This is a genomic window from Streptomyces sp. NPDC033216, assembly GCF_055577115.1.
Map to the genome: position 1 here is coordinate 13,618 of NZ_JBVIQK010000007.1, position 19,112 is coordinate 32,729.

16 protein-coding genes and 2 pseudogenes are annotated in these 19,112 nt (G+C 72.4%); 13 read left to right on the forward strand and 5 right to left on the reverse strand.

Annotation, left to right across the window (positions count from 1 at the left end; all coding sequences use genetic code 11):
• Positions 1-60: 60 nt before the first annotated feature.
• The 5 genes from ACZ5Y0_RS15590 to ACZ5Y0_RS15610 all read left to right on the forward strand — a co-directional run bounded on the left by ACZ5Y0_RS15590 (position 61) and on the right by ACZ5Y0_RS15610 (position 4,303).
• Positions 61-891, forward strand: a complete 831-nt coding sequence (locus ACZ5Y0_RS15590; RefSeq protein WP_469129195.1) for a helix-turn-helix domain-containing protein — start codon at positions 61-63, stop codon at positions 889-891.
• A gap of 122 nt (positions 892-1,013) precedes the next feature.
• Positions 1,014-2,486 carry a 30S ribosomal protein S12 methylthiotransferase RimO gene (gene rimO / locus ACZ5Y0_RS15595; RefSeq protein WP_469129196.1) on the forward strand — a complete coding sequence of 491 codons (1,473 nt, stop codon included), beginning with the start codon at positions 1,014-1,016 and terminating at the stop codon, positions 2,484-2,486.
• Positions 2,483-3,271, forward strand: coding sequence for a CDP-diacylglycerol--glycerol-3-phosphate 3-phosphatidyltransferase (gene pgsA / locus ACZ5Y0_RS15600; protein ID WP_469129197.1), 789 nt, complete (start codon positions 2,483-2,485; stop codon positions 3,269-3,271). Before rimO ends, pgsA begins: the two co-directional genes overlap by 4 nt.
• A complete protein-coding gene (locus ACZ5Y0_RS15605; RefSeq protein ID WP_469129198.1) occupies positions 3,268-3,813 on the forward strand; it encodes a CinA family protein in 546 nt (181 codons plus the stop codon). Before pgsA ends, ACZ5Y0_RS15605 begins: the two co-directional genes overlap by 4 nt.
• Before the next feature lie 109 nt (positions 3,814-3,922).
• Positions 3,923-4,303 carry a helix-turn-helix domain-containing protein gene (locus ACZ5Y0_RS15610; protein ID WP_469129199.1) on the forward strand — a complete coding sequence of 127 codons (381 nt, stop codon included), beginning with the start codon at positions 3,923-3,925 and terminating at the stop codon, positions 4,301-4,303.
• Positions 4,304-4,479: 176 nt separating this feature from the next.
• Here ACZ5Y0_RS15610 and ACZ5Y0_RS15615 read toward each other — a convergent pair whose 3' ends face one another.
• Positions 4,480-4,710: a hypothetical protein gene (locus ACZ5Y0_RS15615; RefSeq protein ID WP_469129200.1), complete on the reverse strand. Its 231-nt coding sequence runs from the start codon at positions 4,708-4,710 to the stop codon at positions 4,480-4,482.
• Positions 4,711-4,755: 45 nt separating this feature from the next.
• Between ACZ5Y0_RS15615 and ACZ5Y0_RS15620 the strand changes: the two genes are divergently transcribed.
• A complete protein-coding gene (locus ACZ5Y0_RS15620) occupies positions 4,756-5,019 on the forward strand; it encodes a hypothetical protein (protein ID WP_469129423.1) in 264 nt (87 codons plus the stop codon).
• Positions 5,020-5,123: 104 nt separating this feature from the next.
• Here ACZ5Y0_RS15620 and ACZ5Y0_RS15625 read toward each other — a convergent pair.
• The 3 genes and pseudogenes from ACZ5Y0_RS15625 to ACZ5Y0_RS15635 form a co-directional block, all read right to left on the reverse strand.
• A pseudogene (locus ACZ5Y0_RS15625) lies at positions 5,124-5,880 on the reverse strand (SDR family NAD(P)-dependent oxidoreductase).
• A gap of 39 nt (positions 5,881-5,919) precedes the next feature.
• Positions 5,920-6,762 (reverse strand): DNA-formamidopyrimidine glycosylase family protein, encoded by an 843-nt coding sequence (locus ACZ5Y0_RS15630; protein ID WP_469129201.1) that lies wholly within the window; start codon positions 6,760-6,762, stop codon positions 5,920-5,922.
• Between the two features lie 45 nt (positions 6,763-6,807).
• Complete coding sequence (locus tag ACZ5Y0_RS15635) at positions 6,808-11,748, reverse strand: ATP-dependent helicase (RefSeq protein ID WP_469129202.1); 4,941 nt, start codon at positions 11,746-11,748, stop codon at positions 6,808-6,810.
• 286 nt (positions 11,749-12,034) lie between these two features.
• Between ACZ5Y0_RS15635 and ACZ5Y0_RS15640 the strand changes: the two are divergent.
• From ACZ5Y0_RS15640 to ACZ5Y0_RS15650, 3 genes and pseudogenes are all read left to right on the forward strand, one after another.
• Positions 12,035-12,874, forward strand: a pseudogene (locus ACZ5Y0_RS15640) (AraC family transcriptional regulator); the annotation flags it as partial.
• A 26-nt stretch (positions 12,875-12,900) separates the two neighbouring features.
• The gene (locus ACZ5Y0_RS15645; protein ID WP_469129203.1) at positions 12,901-13,647 is read left to right on the forward strand and encodes an AzlC family ABC transporter permease; all 747 of its coding nucleotides are present in this window, start codon (positions 12,901-12,903) and stop codon (positions 13,645-13,647) included.
• Entirely contained in the window at positions 13,644-13,952 is a 309-nt protein-coding gene (locus ACZ5Y0_RS15650) for an AzlD domain-containing protein (protein WP_469129204.1), read from the forward strand. Before ACZ5Y0_RS15645 ends, ACZ5Y0_RS15650 begins: the two co-directional genes overlap by 4 nt.
• Before the next feature lie 57 nt (positions 13,953-14,009).
• Here the strand turns inward: ACZ5Y0_RS15650 and ACZ5Y0_RS15655 are convergent, their stop codons facing one another.
• A complete protein-coding gene (locus ACZ5Y0_RS15655) occupies positions 14,010-14,954 on the reverse strand; it encodes a hypothetical protein (RefSeq protein WP_469129205.1) in 945 nt (314 codons plus the stop codon).
• Between the two features lie 79 nt (positions 14,955-15,033).
• Here ACZ5Y0_RS15655 and ACZ5Y0_RS15660 point away from each other — a divergent pair, with 79 nt between their 5' ends.
• The 4 genes from ACZ5Y0_RS15660 (at position 15,034) to recX (ending at position 18,856) form a co-directional block, all read left to right on the forward strand.
• Positions 15,034-15,228 (forward strand): DUF3046 domain-containing protein, encoded by a 195-nt coding sequence (locus ACZ5Y0_RS15660; RefSeq protein ID WP_469129206.1) that lies wholly within the window; start codon positions 15,034-15,036, stop codon positions 15,226-15,228.
• A gap of 60 nt (positions 15,229-15,288) precedes the next feature.
• Positions 15,289-16,545, forward strand: coding sequence for an AI-2E family transporter (locus ACZ5Y0_RS15665; RefSeq protein ID WP_469129207.1), 1,257 nt, complete (start codon positions 15,289-15,291; stop codon positions 16,543-16,545).
• 383 nt (positions 16,546-16,928) lie between these two features.
• A complete protein-coding gene (gene recA, locus ACZ5Y0_RS15670) occupies positions 16,929-18,059 on the forward strand; it encodes a recombinase RecA (RefSeq protein ID WP_469129208.1) in 1,131 nt (376 codons plus the stop codon).
• An 8-nt stretch (positions 18,060-18,067) separates the two neighbouring features.
• Positions 18,068-18,856 carry a recombination regulator RecX gene (gene recX, locus ACZ5Y0_RS15675; protein ID WP_469129209.1) on the forward strand — a complete coding sequence of 263 codons (789 nt, stop codon included), beginning with the start codon at positions 18,068-18,070 and terminating at the stop codon, positions 18,854-18,856.
• Positions 18,857-19,112: the final 256 nt, after the last annotated feature.

Consider the following 19,112-nt stretch of genomic DNA (forward strand, 5'->3'; position numbering starts at 1 on the left):
TCGCACCCCCCCTAGACTGAACCTCCAGCACAGGTGGCTACACGCTCGAAAGGCGCCCCCGTGTCCATCGGCAACTTCCCTGAAGACGAGCGTCCGTTCGAAGACGTTTCCGAGGCAGCCCACCCCTCCATCGGCCGAGCCCTCCAGCAGGCCCGCATCGCGGCCGGGCTCACCGTCGACGACGTCAGTACCGCCACCCGCATCCGTATCGCCATCGTGCACGCCATCGAAGCGGACGACTTCGCGTCCTGCGGAGGCGACGTCTACGCGCGCGGTCACATCCGGACCCTGGCCGGGGCCGTCCGCCTCGACCCCGCTCCGCTGATCGAGCAGTACGACGCCGCGCACGGCGGACGCCCGGCGCCGACCCCGGCCGCGCCCCTCTTCGAGGCGGAACGCATCCGTCCCGAGCGGCGCGGGCCGAACTGGACGGCGGCCATGGTCGCCGCGATCGTCGCGGTGGTCGGGTTCGTCGGATTCACGGCGTTCAAGGGCGACGACGGCACGACCGACGTCGCCGACGACACCACCCCGTCGAGCAGCGCCCCCGCCACACCGACCCCGAAGACCGACAAGCCCGTCGACGAGAAGCCGGAGCCCTCCGACAGCGCCATCGCCGCGGCTCCGCAGGACAAGGTGACCGTCCAGGTCACAGCCACCGACGGCAAGAGCTGGATCTTCGCGAAGGACCACAACGGCCGACTCCTCTTCGACGACCTGCTCAAGCAGGGCGAGTCCCAGACCTTCCAGGACAGCGAGAAGATCAGTCTCGTCCTCGGCGACGCCGGCGCGATCCAGCTGTACGTCAACGGCAAGAAGATCGACGACGACTTCCAGCCGGGAGCCGTGGAACGGCTGACGTACACCAAGGGCGACCCGCAGGCGGGCTGAGGCGGGCGGTGTCCGGCAGCGAACAGGGGTCGGCGGCAATCGCCGGCCCCTTCGGCGTGACGCCTGGAGATCGCCAACCCCGTCGACATGGGGTGTCGGCCAGACAAAGTAGTCTTGAGTCCATGCCTGAACGCCGTACCGTCGCACTCGTCACCCTTGGCTGCGCCCGTAACGAGGTGGACTCGGAGGAGCTCGCAGGCCGTTTGGAGGCGGACGGCTGGCAGCTCGTGGAGGACGCCGAGGACGCGGACGTCGCCGTCGTCAACACCTGTGGCTTCGTCGACGCCGCCAAGAAGGACTCCGTCGACGCCCTGCTGGAGGCCAACGACCTCAAGGGCCACGGCAGAACCCAGGCCGTCGTGGCGGTGGGCTGCATGGCCGAGCGCTACGGCAAGGACCTCGCCGAGGCGCTCCCGGAGGCCGACGGCGTCCTCGGCTTCGACGACTACGCCGACATCTCCGACCGCCTCCAGACCATCCTCAACGGCGGCATCCACGCCTCCCACACCCCCCGCGACCGGCGCAAGCTGCTGCCGATCAGCCCCGCGGAGCGGCAGGACTCGGCCGCTTCGGTGGCCCTTCCGGGGCACGCTCCGGCAGACCTTCCCGAGGGGCTCGCCCCGGCCTCCGGACCCCGTGCGCCCCTGCGCCGCCGGCTCGACGGCACCCCGGTCGCCTCGGTCAAGCTCGCCTCCGGCTGTGACCGGCGCTGCTCCTTCTGCGCCATCCCGTCCTTCCGGGGCTCTTTCATCTCCCGCCGCCCGAGCGACGTGCTGAACGAGACGCGGTGGCTCGCCGAGCAGGGCGTCAAGGAGATCATGCTGGTCTCCGAGAACAACACCTCCTACGGCAAGGATCTCGGCGACATCCGGCTGCTGGAGTCGCTGCTGCCCGAGCTGGCGGAGGTCGACGGCCTGGAGCGGGTGCGCGTCAGCTACCTCCAGCCCGCCGAGATGCGGCCCGGACTGATCGACGTGCTGACCTCCACGCCGAAGGTCGCCCCCTACTTCGACCTGTCCTTCCAGCACTCCGCGCCCGACGTGCTGCGCGCGATGCGCCGCTTCGGCGACACCGACCGCTTCCTGGAACTGCTCGACACCATCCGGAGCAAGGCGCCCGAGGCGGGTGTGCGCTCCAACTTCATCGTCGGCTTCCCCGGCGAGTCCGAGACCGACCTGGCCGAGCTGGAGCGGTTCCTGAACCACGCTCGCCTGGACGCCATCGGCGTCTTCGGGTACTCCGACGAGGAGGGCACCGAGGCCGCGACGTACGAGAACAAGCTCCCGGAGGACGTCGTAGCCGAGCGGCTCGCGCGGATCTCCCGGCTCGCCGAGGAACTCGTCTCGCAGCGTGCCGAGGAGCGTCTGGGCGAGACCGTGCGGGTGCTCGTGGAGTCGGTGGACCCGACCGAGGGCGTGTACGGCCGTGGGGCCCACCAGGCGCCCGAGACGGACGGCCAGGTGCTGCTCACGAGCGGCGAGGGTCTGAGCGTCGGTCGTATGGTCGAGGCGAAGGTGGTCGGTACGGAAGGTGTCGACCTGGTGGCCGAGCCTCTCCAAGGCTCGATCGGGTGTAGTGAGGAGGCGGACAGATGACCGGTGTCCCGGCATCGGCCGCGGGAGGCTCCTCGCGGGCGAAGGGGGCTGCCACGAGCCCTGCCCCCGGTGCTCCCGCCTCCGCCGACGTTTCCGGGCCCGCCGCCATGGGCTCCGACGTCACCGGCGCCACCCCGGACGAGCAGGGGACCCTCAGGCCGGCGCGGGGCGGGAAGATCGCGGCCGCGGCCGTCAACCAGGCCAGCGTCTGGAACGTGGCCAATCTTCTGACGATGCTGCGGCTGCTGCTGGTGCCCGGCTTCGTCGCCCTCATGCTGGCCGACGGCGGGTACGACCCGGCTTGGCGCGCGTTCGCCTGGGCGGCCTTCGCCATCGCCATGATCACCGACCTGTTCGACGGGCACCTCGCGCGGACGTACGACCTCGTCACCGACTTCGGGAAGATCGCCGACCCGATCGCCGACAAGGCGATCATGGGGGCGGCCCTGATCTGCCTCTCCGCGCTCGGCGACCTGCCGTGGTGGGTGACGGGGGTCATCCTCGGCCGGGAACTCGGGATCACGCTGCTGCGTTTCCTGGTCATCCGCTACGGCGTCATCCCGGCGAGCCGGGGCGGCAAGCTGAAGACCCTCACCCAGGGCGTGGCCGTCGGAATGTACATCCTGGCGCTGACGGGCTGGTTGGCCACCCTGCGGTGGTGGGTGATGGCCGCGGCGGTGGTCCTGACGGTGGCGACCGGGCTCGACTATGTGAGACAGGCCATTGTGCTGCGCAGGCAGGGGATCGCCGAACGCCGGGCGGCTTCGGGGGAGACGGAAGCGTGAGTTCCACGGCCACCGACGTAGTGCGACTACTGACGGTGAGGGGCGAGACGCTCGCTGTGGCCGAGTCGCTGACGGGTGGTCTGGTCGCCGCCGAGATCACCTCCGTACCCGGGGCGTCCCGGGCCTTCCGGGGATCGGTCACGGCGTACGCCACCCCGCTCAAGCACGAGCTGCTCGGTGTGGACGCGGTCCTGCTGGCGGCGCACGGCGCCGTGGACGCGCAGGTGGCCGCCCAGATGGCGGCCGGTGTGCGCAGGATGCTGGGCGCCGACTGGGGCATCGCGACGACTGGAGTCGCCGGTCCCGACGCCCAGGACGGGCAGCCCGTCGGGACGGTCTTCGTCGCGGTGGAGGGTCCCTCGACGCCGGGTTTCGGTTCCGCCTCTGGCGGAAAAGTGGAGGCCCTGCGGTTGAACGGCAGCCGTGCGGAAATTCGTAGAGAGAGTGTACGGAGCGTACTCGCAGTGCTCCTGAGGGAGCTGGCGGGCGAACAGACCGGGAATGAGCGAGCACAGGATACGGAACAGAACGGGGGGTTTTGATGTTTGCAGCCCTGAGTGAACACGACATCGCTCCCCGCACGGCCGCAGCGCAAGGCGGTACGGTGGGGCGTGAAGGATGCGGCTACGCGGTCCGAGGAGGGAGCCACCGATGATTCTGCTCCGTCGCCTGCTGGGTGACGTGCTGCGTCGGCAGCGCCAGCGCCAGGGCCGTACTCTGCGCGAAGTCTCCTCGTCCGCCCGAGTCTCACTCGGCTATCTCTCCGAGGTGGAGCGGGGGCAGAAGGAGGCTTCCTCCGAGCTGCTCTCTGCCATCTGCGACGCGCTGGACGTACGGATGTCCGAGCTCATGCGGGAAGTGAGCGACGAACTCGCCCTCGCGGAGCTGGCCCAGTCGGCTGCGGCCACCCCCAGCAGGCCTGTACCGGCGTCGGTTCGTCCGATGCTGGGTTCCGTGTCGGTGACCGGCGTGCCACCGGAGCGGGTGACCATCAAGGCGCCCGCCGAGGCGGTGGATGTGGTCGCCGCGTGATGTGCCCGCCGGCGGGCGCGTCGAGCGACGAGTACGTGTAAGGACGAGTGCGAGTACGTGTAGGCGTACGGCAACTGTGAGGCCCCGGCCGGGGCCTCTCCGGGAGATCCGGAGGGGTGCGGTCGGGGTTTTTGCGTGGGGTGCCCGAGTCCGTTTGCCGCGGTTCCGGGCTGCCGTCATCGTGGAGGGGCGTGGCGGGAGTCGATCACCCCGGAGGTGTGGATGTACGCCGTGAGAAGTGTCCTGTCCGGCGCGGGCTTCGCGGTCACGCGCTCCGGCGTGGTGCGGCCGTCCGGGGGGCGGCTGTCCGGCGTCGCGCCGTCGTCCGGCGGGCGGCTGTCGCGCGCGGGGCGGCTGTCGCTCGTCGCGCGGACGCCCCTTGTCGTACGGCGGTCCGGCGTCGTCATGGATCGGCTGAGGGGCTTGTCGGCGGTGGGCCGACGGTGACGAGCCTGGCGGGCCCCATAGTGCGGCGGGGGGTCGCGCTGGGGCTCGGGGCGGCGTGCTGGTGGGCCGTGGTGCGGCTGGCCGTGGCACCCGACGCCGGCGTGCTGGAGGGGGCCGTCGCGGCCGGTGGGTGGGGGCTGAGTCTGCTGCCGGTGCACTGTGTGGCCAAGTCGCGGGCCGCGGGGATCGTCGTCGCGGCGGGACGGTGGAGGGCTGCTTGGCGGGGTGAGCGGGGGCGGGGCCGGGTCGACGGGGCAGGGCGGGGCTAGTGCCTGGTGAGCGTGTGAGGTGGTGTCCGCCGGGTTCGTGGGCCGTGCGGCGATTCGGGTGAGGTGTTCGCCCCGGTTCGTGGGCCGTGCGGCGGACTGTGGTTCTACCAGGGCATGGAGACGCCGCGGTTCGGCCGGAGGATCTGGCCTGTGATGAAGGCCGACGCGTCCGAGGCGAGGTGGAGCACGGTGTGGGCGACGTCCTTCGGTTCGCCGACTCGACCCAGCGGGGACATGCGGGCCATGCGGACCTCGGCGTGTGCCTCGGCATCGGTGTCGTGGCGGTCGGTCATGGGGGTTCGGATCCAGCCCGGGGCGACGGCATTGTCGCGGATGCCCCGCGGGCCGACCTCGGTGGCCAGGGTCTTCGTCAGCTGGACCACGGCCGCCTTGGCGGCGCCGTAGCAGAGGAGGCCGGCGCCGCCGGTGTCGACCGCGCCCGAGGCCATGGTGATGATGCTGCCGGGTGCGGTGCGCCAGCCTCAGACGGGCCGCCTTCTGGCAGGCGTACAGGACCCCCTTGACGTTCACGGTCAGGACGCGGTCCAGGTCCTCGTCGCGGGTCTCCAGGACCGGGCTGTCGTGCAGGATGCCGGCGACGGCTGCCATGGCGTCCAGTCGCTCGCAGGAGGCCACGGCCCGGCGCAGCCGCTCGCGGTCGGTGACGTCCAGGTGTTGGGTGTGGGCAGTGCCGCCCCGGTCCTTGATGAGGGTCGCCGTCTCGTGCAGCCCCTGGGCGTCGCGGTCGGCGCCGTGCACGGTGGCACCGGCCTCGGCGAGCAGGACGGCGCAGGCGCGGCCGATGCCGCCGGCGGCGCCGGTGACGAACGCGGTCCGCCCGGTGAGGTCGTACGCCTTCACGCCCCATGACAGGACGGTACGAGTGTTTCTGACGGTCCGTCAATTGACGGTACGGCGGCGGATGCGGCGGGTGGGCGGGGAGCCCGGTGCCGGGGCCGGGCCCGACTGGCAGGTGGGGCACCAGTACGTGGGGCGCTCGCGGGAGCCGTCACCCTGGTCGGCCACGCGGATCGGAGTCCCGCAGCGCAGACACGGGCGGGGAGCGCGGCCGTAGGTGAAGAGGTCCTGGCCGCGACGGCCCGTGGTGGTGCGGATCGGGCGGTCGCGGTTCGCTTCGAGGAGTGCCTTGGCGAGGGCCGGAAGCTTGGCCGCGCGGTCGGCGGGCAGGGCCCCGACAGGGAGCCACGGGGTGACGCCGAGGAGGAAGCAGAGTTCGCACTTGTAGACATTGCCGATGCCCGCGAGATTGCGCTGGTCGAGGAGGGCCTCACCGAGGGGGCGGGCCGGGTCCGTGAGGAGGTTGGCGAGGGCCTGTCCGGGGTCCCAGTCGGGGCCGAGCAGGTCGGGACCGAGGTGGCCGACCACGCGCTGCTCGTCGGGGGTGCGCAGCAGTTCGAGCACGGGGAGGCGGTAACCGACGGCCGTGCGGTCGTGGGTGCCGAGGATGGCGCGGATCTGGTGGGCCGGGCCGCCGCTCCAGCGCTGGCCGTTGGCGAAGATCTTCCAGGAACCGTCCATCCGCAGGTGCGAGTGGAGGGTGAGACCGCCCTCGACACGGGTGAGGAGGTGCTTGCCGCGCGGGGTGACGTCCAGGACGGTGCGGCCGGTGAGGTCGGCGGTGGCGTACCTGGGTACGCGGAGGTCGGAGCGGGTCAGCACCTTGCCCGCGAGGGCGTCGTGCAGCCGGCTCGCGGCCTGCCAGACCGTGTCACCTTCGGGCATGGGTCCAGGGTGGCACGGCGGGCGCGGAGTGCGCGGTGCGGCTCGTCATGCTCGCAGTCTCAGGCCGCGGGGGGTCGCGATGAAGCCCGCCCCTTCCAGGAGGGAGCCGAAGGGGGAGGTCAGGGCCGAGGCGCCGTTGACCCGCTCCACCGTGACCGTGCCGAGGGAGCCCGCGCGGGCGGCCGCGGCGAGGGACTCCGCCGCCGCGGGCAGCCGGGGATCGTCGGCCGGGGTGTCGGCGTGGTCGGGTGCGGCGGGCCAGGCCAGCAGAGTCTTCCCGCCGCGCTCCATGTAGAGGGTCAGCTCGCCGTCGACGAGCACCACCAGGGAGCCCGCCTTGCGGCCCGGTTTGTGTCCGGCGCCGGTCGGTGGCTCGGGCCAGGGCAGGGCGGCGCCGTACGCGTTCGCCGGGTCGGCCGCGGCGAGGACGACGGCTCGGGAGGCGGGCGACGGGACACCCGGGCGCCGGTCGGCGAAGCCGGACCCGTACGGCGAGCCGCTGCCCGCTCGGGGGCCACCGGCACCGAGAACCGCGATGTCGCGCGGTGAGATCCAGTCGCCGGGCGCGGGCGGGAGGCCGAGGGTGTTGTCGAGGCCTGGGGTGTCCCAGTCGATGTCGGCCGGTGGGAACCCCCCGAGGGCGGCGAAGGCGTCGTCGGCGCCCGGCGTGCCGTGGGTGCCGAGCGCGCCGCGCGGCGCGCCGTGCGTGTGGTGCGTGGCGTCGGGGACCGGCAGCGGCTCGCCCCGGTCGCGGGCGTTGGCCACCGCGCGGACGCGGTCCACGGCGCCGTCCATCGCGAACTGCGCGGCGCCGAGCCCTTCCACGACATAGCCACGCCGGGCCTGGCCGCTGTCCTCGAAGGCGGACAGGACGCGGTACGTCGCCGAGAAGCCGCCCTCCACTCCCTCGGCGGCGACCGCTCCCCGGGTCACCACGCCGTGCCGGTCGAGGAGAGTGCGGGCCAGGGCGTGGGCGCGGACGGTGGGGTCCGGCTCGTGGGCGGGGAGGAGGGACCAGCGGCCGGCCACGGTCGGAGGGCCGCTGCGGGACGCGGAGCGCGCGGCGGCCGTCAGGGAGCCGTACCGCCCGCGGGGGACCGCGCGCTTGGCGCGGTGGGCGGTGGAGCCTGCCGTACGGCCCGAGCCCAGCAGGGCGCGCATGGGCGCCAGTGTGTCGTTGGTGAGACGGCCGGACCAGGCCAGGTCCCAGACGGCGTCGGCCAGTTGGGGGTCGGTGGCCTCGGGATGGGTGGTGGCGCGGACCTGGTCGGCGATCTGGCGGAAGAACAGGCCGTAGCCGCCGGAGAGGGTGTCCAGGACGGACTGGTGCAGTGCCGACAGCTCCAGGGGGTGCGGTGGGGCCAGGAGCAGCGGTGCCGCGTCCGCCAGGTACAGGGAGACCCAGCCGTCCTTGCCGGGGAGGGCGCCCGCACCGGCCCAGAGGACCTCTCCGGCGGCGGTGAGTTCGTCGAGCATCGCCGGCGCGTAGCCCGTGACGCGGGTCGGAAGGACGAGTTTCTCCAGGGCGGAGGCGGGCACGGACGCGCCCTGGAGCTGCTCGATCGCGCGCACCAGGCCGTCGATGCCGCGCAGGGAGTGACCCTTGCCGATGTGCTGCCACTGGGGGAGGAACTGCGCGAGCGCGGCGGGCGGGACCGGTTCCAGTTCGTGCCGCAGGGCGGCCAGGGAGCGGCGGCGCAGCCTGCGCAGGACGGTCGCGTCGCACCACTCCTGGCCGATGCCGGCCGGGTGGAACTCGCCCTGGACGACGCGACCGCCCGCCGAGAGCCGCTGAAGAGCGCCCTCGGTGACCGCGACGCCCAGGCCGAAGCGGGCGGCGGCGCCGGCCGAGGTGAACGGGCCGTGGGTGCGGGCGTGGCGGGCGAGGAGGTCGCCGAGCGGGTCCTTCACGGGTTCGGTGAAGGCCTCCGGGACGCCGACGGGGAGCGCGGTGCCCAGGGCGTCGCGCAGGCGGCCCGCGTCCTCGATTGCCGCCCAGTGCTCGGCGCCGGCGATACGGACAGTGATGGCGCGGCGGGCCGCGGCCAGTTCCTGCGCCCAGTGCGGCTCGGCACCCCGCTCGGCCAGTTCGGCATCGGTGAGCGGGCCGAGCACGCGCAGGAGGTCCGCGACGCCCTCGACGTCCTTCACCCTGCGGTCCTCGGTCAGCCACTGGAGTTCCCGCTCCAGTTCGGTGAGCACCTCGGCGTCGAGCAGTTCGCGCAGTTCCGCCTGACCGAGCAGCTCCGCCAGCAGCCGCGAGTCCAGTGAGAGGGCGGCGGCGCGGCGCTCGGCGAGCGGGGAGTCGCCCTCATAGAGGAACTGGGCGACGTAACCGAACAGGAGGGAGCGGGCGAAGGGGGAGGGCTCCGGGGTGGTGACCTCGACCAGGCGCACCTTGCGGGACTCCAGGTCGCCCATCAGCTCGACGAGACCTGGCACGTCGAAGACGTCCTGGAGGCATTCGCGGACCGCTTCCAGGACGATCGGGAACGAGCCGAACTCACTCGCCACCTGGAGAAGTTGGGAGGCCCGCTGGCGCTGCTGCCACAACGGGGTGCGCTTGCCGGGGTTGCGGCGCGGCAGCAGCAGCGCGCGGGCGGCGCACTCGCGGAAGCGGGCCGCGAACAGGGCCGAGGAGCCCACCTGGTCGGTGACGACCTGGTCGACCTCACCCTTGTCGAAGACGACGTCCGCCGCGCCGATGGGGGCCTGTTCGGCGTCGTATGCCGTGCCGGCCTTCACGGGCGCCTGGTCGAGCAGGTCCAGGCCCATGAGGTCGGCGTCGGGCAGCCGCAGGACGATGCCGTCGTCGGCGTGCATCACCTGGGCGTCCATGCCGTACCGCTCGGAGAGCTTGGCACCGAGCGCGAGCGCCCACGGGGCGTGCACCTGGGCGCCGAAGGGGGAGTGCACGACGACCCGCCAGTCACCCAGCTCGTCGCGGAAGCGCTCCACGACGATCGTGCGGTCGTCGGGGACGTGGCCGCAGGCCTGGCGCTGCTCGTCCAGGTAGGACAGCACGTTGTCGGCGGCCCAGGCGTCCAGGCCGGCGGTGAGCAGGCGCAGCCGGGCGTCGTCCTTGGGCAGCGAGCCGACCTCGCGCAGGAAGGCGCCCACCGCACGGCCCAGTTCCAGCGGGCGGCCCAGCTGGTCGCCCTTCCAGAACGGCAGGCGACCGGGCACACCCGGAGCGGGCGAGACCAGGACACGGTCGCGGGTGATGTCCTCGATGCGCCACGAACTGGTGCCCAGGGTGAAGACGTCACCGACGCGGGACTCGTAGACCATCTCCTCGTCCAGCTCGCCGACCCGGCCGCCGCCCTTCTTGGGGTCGGCGCCCGCGAGGAACACGCCGAACAGGCCGCGGTCCGGGATGGTGCCGCCGGAGGTCACGGCGAGCCGCTGGGCGCCCGGACGGCCGGTGATCGTGCCGGCGACGCGGTCCCACACCACGCGCGGGCGCAGCTCGGCGAAGGCGTCGGACGGGTACCGGCCCGCGAGCATGTCCAGGACGGCAGTGAAGGCCGACTCGGGGAGGGACGCGAAGGGTGCGGCGCGGCGGACGAGGGCGAGCAGGTCGTCCAGCTGCCAGGTGTCCATCGCGGTCATCGCGACGAGCTGCTGGGCCAGCACGTCCAGAGGATTCGCCGGGACCCTGAGGGACTCGATGGCGCCCGAGCGCATGCGCTCGGTGACCACCGCCGCCTGGACCAGGTCGCCCCGGTACTTCGGAAAGACCACGCCGGTCGAGACCGCTCCGACCTGGTGGCCCGCGCGGCCCACACGCTGGAGGCCGGAGGCCACGGAGGGGGGTGACTCGACCTGGATGACCAGGTCGACCGCACCCATGTCGATGCCCAGCTCCAGGCTGGAGGTGGCGACCACCGCGGGCAGGCGGCCCGCCTTGAGGTCCTCCTCGACCAGGGCGCGCTGCTCCTTGGAGACCGAGCCGTGATGGGCGCGCGCGATGACCGGCGGGGCGCCCTGGGCCGCCCCCGACCCGCCCATCAGCTCGGCCGGAGCGTGGTGCTCGTCGAGGGGCTCTCCGGTGGCCCGCTCGTAGGCGATCTCGTTGAGGCGGTTGCACAGACGCTCCGCCAGGCGGCGGGAGTTGGCGAACACGATGGTGGAGCGGTGGGCCTGGACCAGGTCGGTGATGCGCTCCTCGACATGCGGCCAGATCGACGGGCGTTCCGCGCCCTCGGAGCCGTCGGCGACCGGGGAGCCGCCCAGCTCGCCCAGGTCCTCGACCGGGACGACCACCGAGAGGTCGAACTCCTTGCCCGACTTCGGCTGCACGATCTCGACCTTGCGGTGCGGGGAGAGGTAGCGGGCGACCTCGTCGACCGGGCGGACCGTGGCCGACAGGCCGATCCGGCGGGCCGGCCTCGGCAGGAGTTCGTCCAGGCGCTCCAGGGAGAGGGCGAGGTGGGCGCCGCGCTTGGTGCTCGCCACGGCGTGGACCTCGTCGAGGATCACCGTCTCGACGTTGGTCAGCGCGTCGCGCGTGGCCGACGTCAGCATCAGGAACAGGGACTCCGGGGTGGTGATCAGGATGTCCGGAGGACGCGTGGACAGGGCACGGCGCTCGGCGGGCGGCGTGTCGCCGGAGCGGATGCCGACCTTGACCTCGGGCTCGGGCAGACCCAGGCGCACGGACTCCTGGCGGATGCCCGTGAGCGGGCTGCGGAGGTTGCGCTCCACGTCGACCGCCAGCGCCTTGAGCGGCGAGACGTACAGCACGCGGCAGCGCTTCTTCGGGTCGGCCGGCGGGGGTGTCGAGGCCAGCTGGTCAAGAGCGGCCAGGAACGCGGCCAGGGTCTTGCCGGAGCCGGTCGGCGCCACCACCAGCACGTCCGAGCCCTCGCCGATGGCCTGCCACGCGCCCGCCTGAGCAGCGGTGGGCGCGGAGAAGGCCCCCGTGAACCAGGCGCGGGTCGCGGGGGAGAAGCCGTCGAGGGCTCGGTGTGCATTGCCGACCATGCGTCCATCCTGCACCCGAGCACTGACAATAAGCCTGACCTGCTGCTTTGCCCCGTGGGCCGGGGCGAGTCGAGTCGAGCTGGGCGGGCCGCCCTGAACGGGCCGTGGTGAGCGCGCCGAGCCGAGGCGAGGCCGGCCGGGCCGCCCCGACTCCGGCCGAGCCGGTCGGACCGTGCTGAGCCCTGTCGAGTCGCGGACCTCGGTGCGGGGCGTGCCGGGACCGGGGTGGTGCGCGAGCCCGTCGCGGGGCGGAGGTCTCGGATTCGCCGTCGCGGAGAATGGGGGAGTGGCGGGAACCCGTGAGGTGGCACGGCACTGGCAGTACGCGGAGCTGCCCGGTGCGGACCTGCTGCGCGCCCGGTATGTGCGGAAGAACTTCGTGCGGCACACGCACGAGCACTTCGTGATCGCCGGGATCGCGGAGGGGGTGGAGATATTCCAGCACCGGGGCGGTGACCAGTACGCGGGTGCGGGGACGCTCGCTCTGGTCAATCCCGACACCCCGCACACCGGGCGGGCCGGTGTGCCCGAGGGCCGGCGGTACGGCGCGGTGTACCCGTCGCCCGGACTCGTGGCCGGGATCGCCGCAGAGACCACGACCCTGCGCGGCGCTCCGGGCTTCGTCAGCCAGCCCCGTGCTCGACGATCCGTACGCCGTCGCACTCGTGCATCAGGTCCTGCGGGCCGCCGACGAGGGCGACACGCTCGCCGCCGACACACTGCTGCGGGTGGCCGTGACACGGCTGCTGCGGCTGAACGGCGGAATCCTGCCCGGCCGGCAGGTGCGCACGGCCGGGGCACGGATGGCCGCACGCGCGCGTGCCGTCCTGGAGGAGCGGCCCGTCGATCCGCCGCCCCTGGAACGGCTCGCGGGCGACCTCGGAACGAGCCCCTTCGCCTTGCTGCGGGCGTTCCGGGACACCTACGGGATGCCTTCGCCCACCTGGTTCACCGACGCGCGGGTCCGGCGGGCGCGGCGACTCCTGGACGCCGGGACCGCCCCGGCGGATGCCGGGGTCGCGGTGGGGTTCACCGACCAGCCGCACGTCAACCGTCACTTCGCCCGGATCGTGGGCGTGCCGCCGGGGCGTACCAGCGGGAGCGCAAGAACGTACAAGACGCGCGACGGCGGCTGGTCCTACCATCCGACGGGTGGCAGAACAGACAGCTCGCGCAGACACACGGGACGACCGGGGCGGAAGGCCGGACTCCGCCGTCGTTCGGGACGCCCTCGGTGTCGGGATCGCCGTCGGACTCTCCGGGTTCGCCTTCGGGGTGACCTCGGCCGGCAGCGGGCTCACGGTGTGGCAGACCTGCGCGCTCAGCCTCCTGGTGTTCACCGGCGCGTCCCAGTTCGCACTCGTCGGGGCGCTCGCGGCGGGCGGCAACCCGCTCACGGCGGCCGCCGGCGCCTTCTTCCTCGGCGTACGCAACGCCTTCTACGGTCTGCGCCTGTCGCAGTTGCTGGCACTCCCGCGCGCGGTGCGCCCGTTGGCCGCACAGTGGGTGATCGACGAGACCACCGCCGTGTCGCTGGCGCAACGCGATCGACGGGGCGCGCGGCTCGGCTTCGCCGTGACCGGACTCAGCCTGTACGTGCTGTGGAACCTCACCACACTGCTGGGCGCCCTCGGCGCGGGAGCCATCGGGGACACCGACGCGTGGGGGCTCGACGCGGCCGGCCCGGCCGTCTTCCTCGCGCTGCTCGCGCCCATGCTGAGAACCACCACCGAGCGGGCCGTCGCGGCGCTCGCGGTCCTGCTGGGACTCGGTCTCCTGCCCGTCCTGCCCGGCGGCGTGCCCGTCCTGGTGGCCGCTCTCGCCGCACCGCTCGCCCTGTGGGCCGAGGGGCGGCGCAAGGGTCGCGCGCGGGACGACGCGGACGAGGAGCAGCGGTGAACGTCTGGATCGCGATCGGTGCGACCGCCCTCGGCTGCTATGTCGTCAAGCTCACCGGCCTGCTCGTGCCCGCGGGCGTGCTCGAGCGGCCGCTCGTCCGGCGGCTCGCGGCCCTGCTCCCCGTCGCCCTGCTGGCCGCCCTCACGGCCCAGCAGACCTTCGCCGACGGACAGGCCATCGTGCTCGACGCCAAGGCCGCCGGGCTCGCCGCGGCCGCCGTGGCGCTCATCCTGCGAGCGCCGTTCCTGCTCGTCGTCGCGGCGGCCGTGGCGGTCACCGCGGGAATGCGGGCCGTGGGCGGGTGAGGGATGCCTCCGGACTCCCCCCTCCGTCGGCCGGGCCTCCCGTGCCGACGCGTCGGGTCAGCCGATGACACGGCCGTAGGACCTGAGGGTGCCCAGTGCCTCGATCGTCGCTCCGGGGCGCGACTCCAGTTCCGTGCCCGGCGCCCAGCGGCGCCACCGGATCGGCCAGCCGCCGTCCTCCTGCTGCTCGCCGGCGAGGAAGTCCAGAGCGGCTGCCATCTCGGCGTCGGTGAACCACGCGCGCGCGAGCGAGCCCGGGGTCTTCGCGTAGTCGTACGGGAAGTGGTGCTCGCCGGGCGCGTAGCCGGGAGCGACGGGGTAGGCGTCCCGGTGTTCCGGGTCGAGTACGGCGAGCCGGTGCTCGCGCACCAGGCGGCCGAGACGGTCGGCGGCCGCCTCCGCGCGCGGGCGGTCCGAGGCGGAGTCCAGGAAGGCCACCGCGGCCTGGACCTCGTACGGGTGGGACGTCTCCAGGGTGTCGACCGCCTGCCAGCAGAAGTCCGTCGCCCTGAACAGCCAGGCGTGCCAGACCTGGTTGCGGTGCAACAGGCCCACCACCGGCCCGGTCGCCAGCAGTTCGCTGGGCGGATCGTCCACGATCGGGACGAAGGGAGCGGCGGGATAGCCGCGCTGGCCGGGATGGACCGCCGGGAGCGCTCCGTCGGCGGTGGAGACGGAGGTGAGGTACCTGCACACCCGTTCCACGCGCTGCCCGCCGCAGCGGCCGAGCGAGTCCAGGACGTGCAGGGCGCGCGCGGTGTGCAGGGGCTGGCTGACGGGGCCGCGGAGATCGGGTTCCAGAGCGTGGCCGTATCCGCCGTCCTCGTTGCGGTAGGCGTCGAGCGCCGTTTCGACGGGGTCGGCGGCGCCATGGAGGAAGTGGTGCGCGAAGAGACGCTGTTCCAGGACGCGGGCGGTGAGCCAGATGAAGTGCTCGGCGCGGAAGAGCGGGGAGTGCGCCGGGGGCGTCGGGGGGAGTGGGGATGCTCCTGATTCGACCATGGGTCAGACCGTAGGCCGGAAAGCGGTCTCCGCAGGCGGTCCCGGACCGGGCCACCCCCGGGGGCGGGATACTGGAGTCATGCGGTTGACGGTCTTCTGGCAGCGGATGGCGGAGCACTTCGGTACGGAGTACGCCGAGACCTTCGCGCGCGATCACGTGATGACGGAACTCGGCGGGCGCACCGTGCACGAGGCACTGGCGGCCGGCTGGGACGCCAAGGACGTATGGCGTGTGGTGTGCGTGGTGATGAACGTTCCGCGGGAGCGGCACTGATCCGACGAGAAGACCGCAGGCGGGTCACCGGTTGTCGGTGGAGTGGGCGAGACTTGCTCCGTGGCACCCACTGACGAGACCCGGCATGCCGGCCCCCAGACACCCCCGTCGGGCCCGACGCCGCCCACCCGGCCGCCGTCCGGCACCGACGCCGTGCCGGACAACCGCATGCCGCGCTGGCTCCCACGCGCGATGGTGCTGGCGCTCGCCCTGGTCGGCGCGTTCCAGCTGGGCACCTGGGCCTTCCACCAGGTCATCGGCCTGTTGATCAATATCCTCATCGCGTTCTTCCTGGCCCTCGCCGTCGAACCCGCGGTGAGCCGGATGGCCGCGCGAGGCATGCGCAGGGGACTCGCCACCTTCCTGGTCTTCTTCGGTCTGCTGATCGTGTTCGCGGGTTTCTTCACGCTGCTCGGCTCGATGCTCGCGGGGCAGATCATCAAGATGATCGAGGGCTTCCCGCAGTACCTGGACTCGGTGATCAACTGGGTCAACACCTCGTTCCACACCGACCTCAGGCGGGTCGACATCCAGGAGGGCCTGCTCCACTCCGACTGGCTCAGGAGGTACGCACAGAACAGCGCGGCCGGCGTCCTGGACATCTCCACACAGGTCCTCGGCGGTCTCTTCCAACTGCTGACGATCGCGCTGTTCTCGTTCTACTTCGCCGCCGACGGGCCCCGGCTGCGGCGTGCGCTGTGCTCGATCCTGCCGCCCGCCCGGCAGGCCGAGGTGCTGCGCGCGTGGGAGATCGCCGTCGACAAGACCGGCGGCTACCTGTACTCACGCGGTCTGATGGCCCTGGTCTCCGGCATGGCGCACTACGTACTGCTCCAGATCCTCGGCATCCCCTACGCGCCCGTACTCGCCGTGTGGGTCGGCGTGGTCTCCCAGTTCATCCCGACCATCGGCACCTATCTCGCGGGCGCGCTGCCCATGCTGATCGCCTTCACGGTCAATCCCTGGTACGCCCTGTGGGTACTGATCTTCGTCGTGTTCTACCAGCAGTTCGAGAACTACATGCTGCAACCGAAGGTCACCTCGAAGACCGTCGACATCCACCCCGCCGTGGCCTTCGGCTCGGTCATCGCCGGCACCGCGCTCCTCGGCGCGGTCGGCGCGCTGATCTCCATCCCCGCGGTCGCCACGCTCCAGGCGTTCCTCGGCGCGTATGTGAAGCGCTACGACGTGACGGACGATCCCCGCGTGCAGGGGCACCGGAGGCGGGGCGAGGGACCCAGCCCGCTCACGCGCGCGCGGCGGATGTGGACGAAGACGCGGGAGCGGGCGGCCGAGCCGGGGGAAGGGTCCGGCTGACGCAGGACCGCTGGCACCGCTGGCGCAGGAGTGCCGCTGGTCCTGGCGCAGGACCGCCGCCGGTCCTGGCGCAGGAGTGCCGTCGAGGGCTCTCCGGCGCTGGGCCTGACGCGGACCGGTCGCGCCGAGTCCCGCGCGGGGTCCGGGCGTGACCGATGCGTGAACGTAGGCTCGGAGGGGCCGTGTGGTGCGCTTGACACGAAAATCGAACATCCATTCTGATGGAGGCTCCGGCGGGGTTCCAGACGGGCACTTCGTCCCATTTTCAATGGGTAAGTGGCCGAGTTATCCACAGGCCGGACCAGCGTCGAGGCGCATTGTCAGTGGCAGGCGCTAGCGTCTTTGACGTGAAGCGATCGACTCAAGCAAATCGGGTGGAACCCATGGCAGGTACCGACCGCGAGAAGGCCCTGGATGCCGCTCTCGCACAGATTGAACGGCAATTCGGCAAGGGCGCGGTCATGCGCATGGGCGACCGGTCGCGGGAACCCATCGAGGTCATCCCCACCGGTTCGACCGCGCTCGACGTCGCCCTCGGCGTCGGCGGGTTGCCGCGCGGCCGTGTCATCGAGGTCTACGGACCGGAGTCCTCCGGCAAGACGACCCTGACCCTGCACGCGGTGGCGAACGCCCAGAAGGCGGGCGGCCAGGTCGCGTTCGTGGACGCGGAGCACGCCCTCGACCCCGAGTACGCGCAGAAGCTCGGCGTCGACATCGACAACCTGCTGCTGTCCCAGCCGGACAACGGCGAGCAGGCCCTGGAGATCGTGGACATGCTCGTCCGCTCCGGAGCTCTCGACCTGATCGTCATCGACTCCGTCGCCGCGCTCGTCCCGCGTGCGGAGATCGAGGGCGAGATGGGCGACAGCCACGTCGGTCTCCAGGCCCGTCTGATGAGCCAGGCCCTGCGGAAGATCACCAGCGCGCTCAACCAGTCCAAGACCACCGCCATCTTCATCAACCAGCTCCGCGAGAAGATCGGTGTGATGTTCGGCTCCCCGGAGACCACGACCGGTGGCCGGGCGCTCAAGTTCTACGCCTCGGTGCGGCTCGACATCCGGCGCATCGAGACGCTGAAGGACGGCACCGACGCGGTCGGCAACCGCACCCGCGTCAAGGTGGTCAAGAACAAGGTCGCGCCGCCCTTCAAGCAGGCCGAGTTCGACATCCTCTACGGGCAGGGCATCAGCCGTGAAGGCGGCCTGATCGACATGGGCGTGGAGAACGGCTTCGTCCGCAAGGCCGGCGCCTGGTACACGTACGAGGGCGACCAGCTCGGCCAGGGCAAGGAGAACGCCCGCAACTTCCTCAAGGACAACCCCGACCTCGCCAACGAGATCGAGAGGAAGATCAAGGAGAAGCTGGGTGTGGGCGTGCGCCCGGAGCAGCCCGCCGAGGGGACGGACGCGGACGGGCCGGTCGCCCTGGGCGCACCGGCGGATGACGCGGCCAAGTCGGTTCCCGCTCCCGCGGCCAAGGCCGCCAAGACCAAGGCCGCGGCCGCCAAGAGCTGAGCCGACCCGTGACACGACGAACGGACTGGGCCGAGTACGAGGCTCACCCCGGCATCTCCCCCCGGCCGGGGACGGGAGGCGGGGACGGCCTGGCCCGAGGCGGTGACGACCGGTCGGACAGCGGCTCGCACGGGGACGACGGATCGGCCGACGCAGGCCCACCCCGTGGCCGGCGGGCGGGACGCGGCGGCGAGGGCGGTTCCCGAGGCGGACGCCGTCGGCGCGGCTTCGGAGAACCGTCCGCCGAGGACGAAGACACCTCTGCCTCGTCGAGGGCCGAGAAGGGGGAGTCTTCAGGGGACCCGGCTGAGCGGGCACGGGCGATCTGCCTGCGCCTGCTCACCGGGACCCCGCGCACCCGTAAGCAGCTCGCCGACGCCCTGAGCAAGCGGGAGATCCCGGACGACGTGGCCGAGGAGGTGCTCTCGCGGTTCGAGGAGGTCGGGCTGATCAACGACGGTGCCTTCGCGGACGCCTGGGTGGAGTCCCGGCATCACGGTCGCGGTCTGGCCCGGCGGGCCCTCGCACAGGAGCTGCGCACCAAAGGCGTCGACTCGACGCTGATCGACGAGGCCGTCGCCCAGCTCGACTCCGAGCGGGAGGAGGCCACCGCCCGCGAGCTGGTCGCCCGCAAGCTCCGCTCGACCCGCGGGCTCGACCGTGACAAGCGGCTGCGGCGTCTCGCCGGAATGCTCGCGCGCAAGGGCTACGCCCAGGGCATGGCCCTGCGAGTGGTCCGGCAGGCGCTCGAGGAGGAGGGCGAGGACACGGAGTTCCTGGAGGACGGAGAGTTCTGACCCAGGGCGCGGAGGGTCCTGGTGACCGGGGAGGACTGACGCCAGGTCAGGGGCGAGCGTCGGCCGGAGGCCTGCCGCACGGTGTGATCGGCGGTGAGGCACAGAGCCCCACGGGTTCGGTTCCTCGGTCCGGTTCGCTCCGGTGCGGGACACGGCGGACGCGCGGGGCATCGATCGCGTCCGTGGGAGGCCACCGCACTCTCGAGGAGAACCTCGTCTCCCTGCTCCGCCACGAGCAGCCCGACAAGGTCGGCAG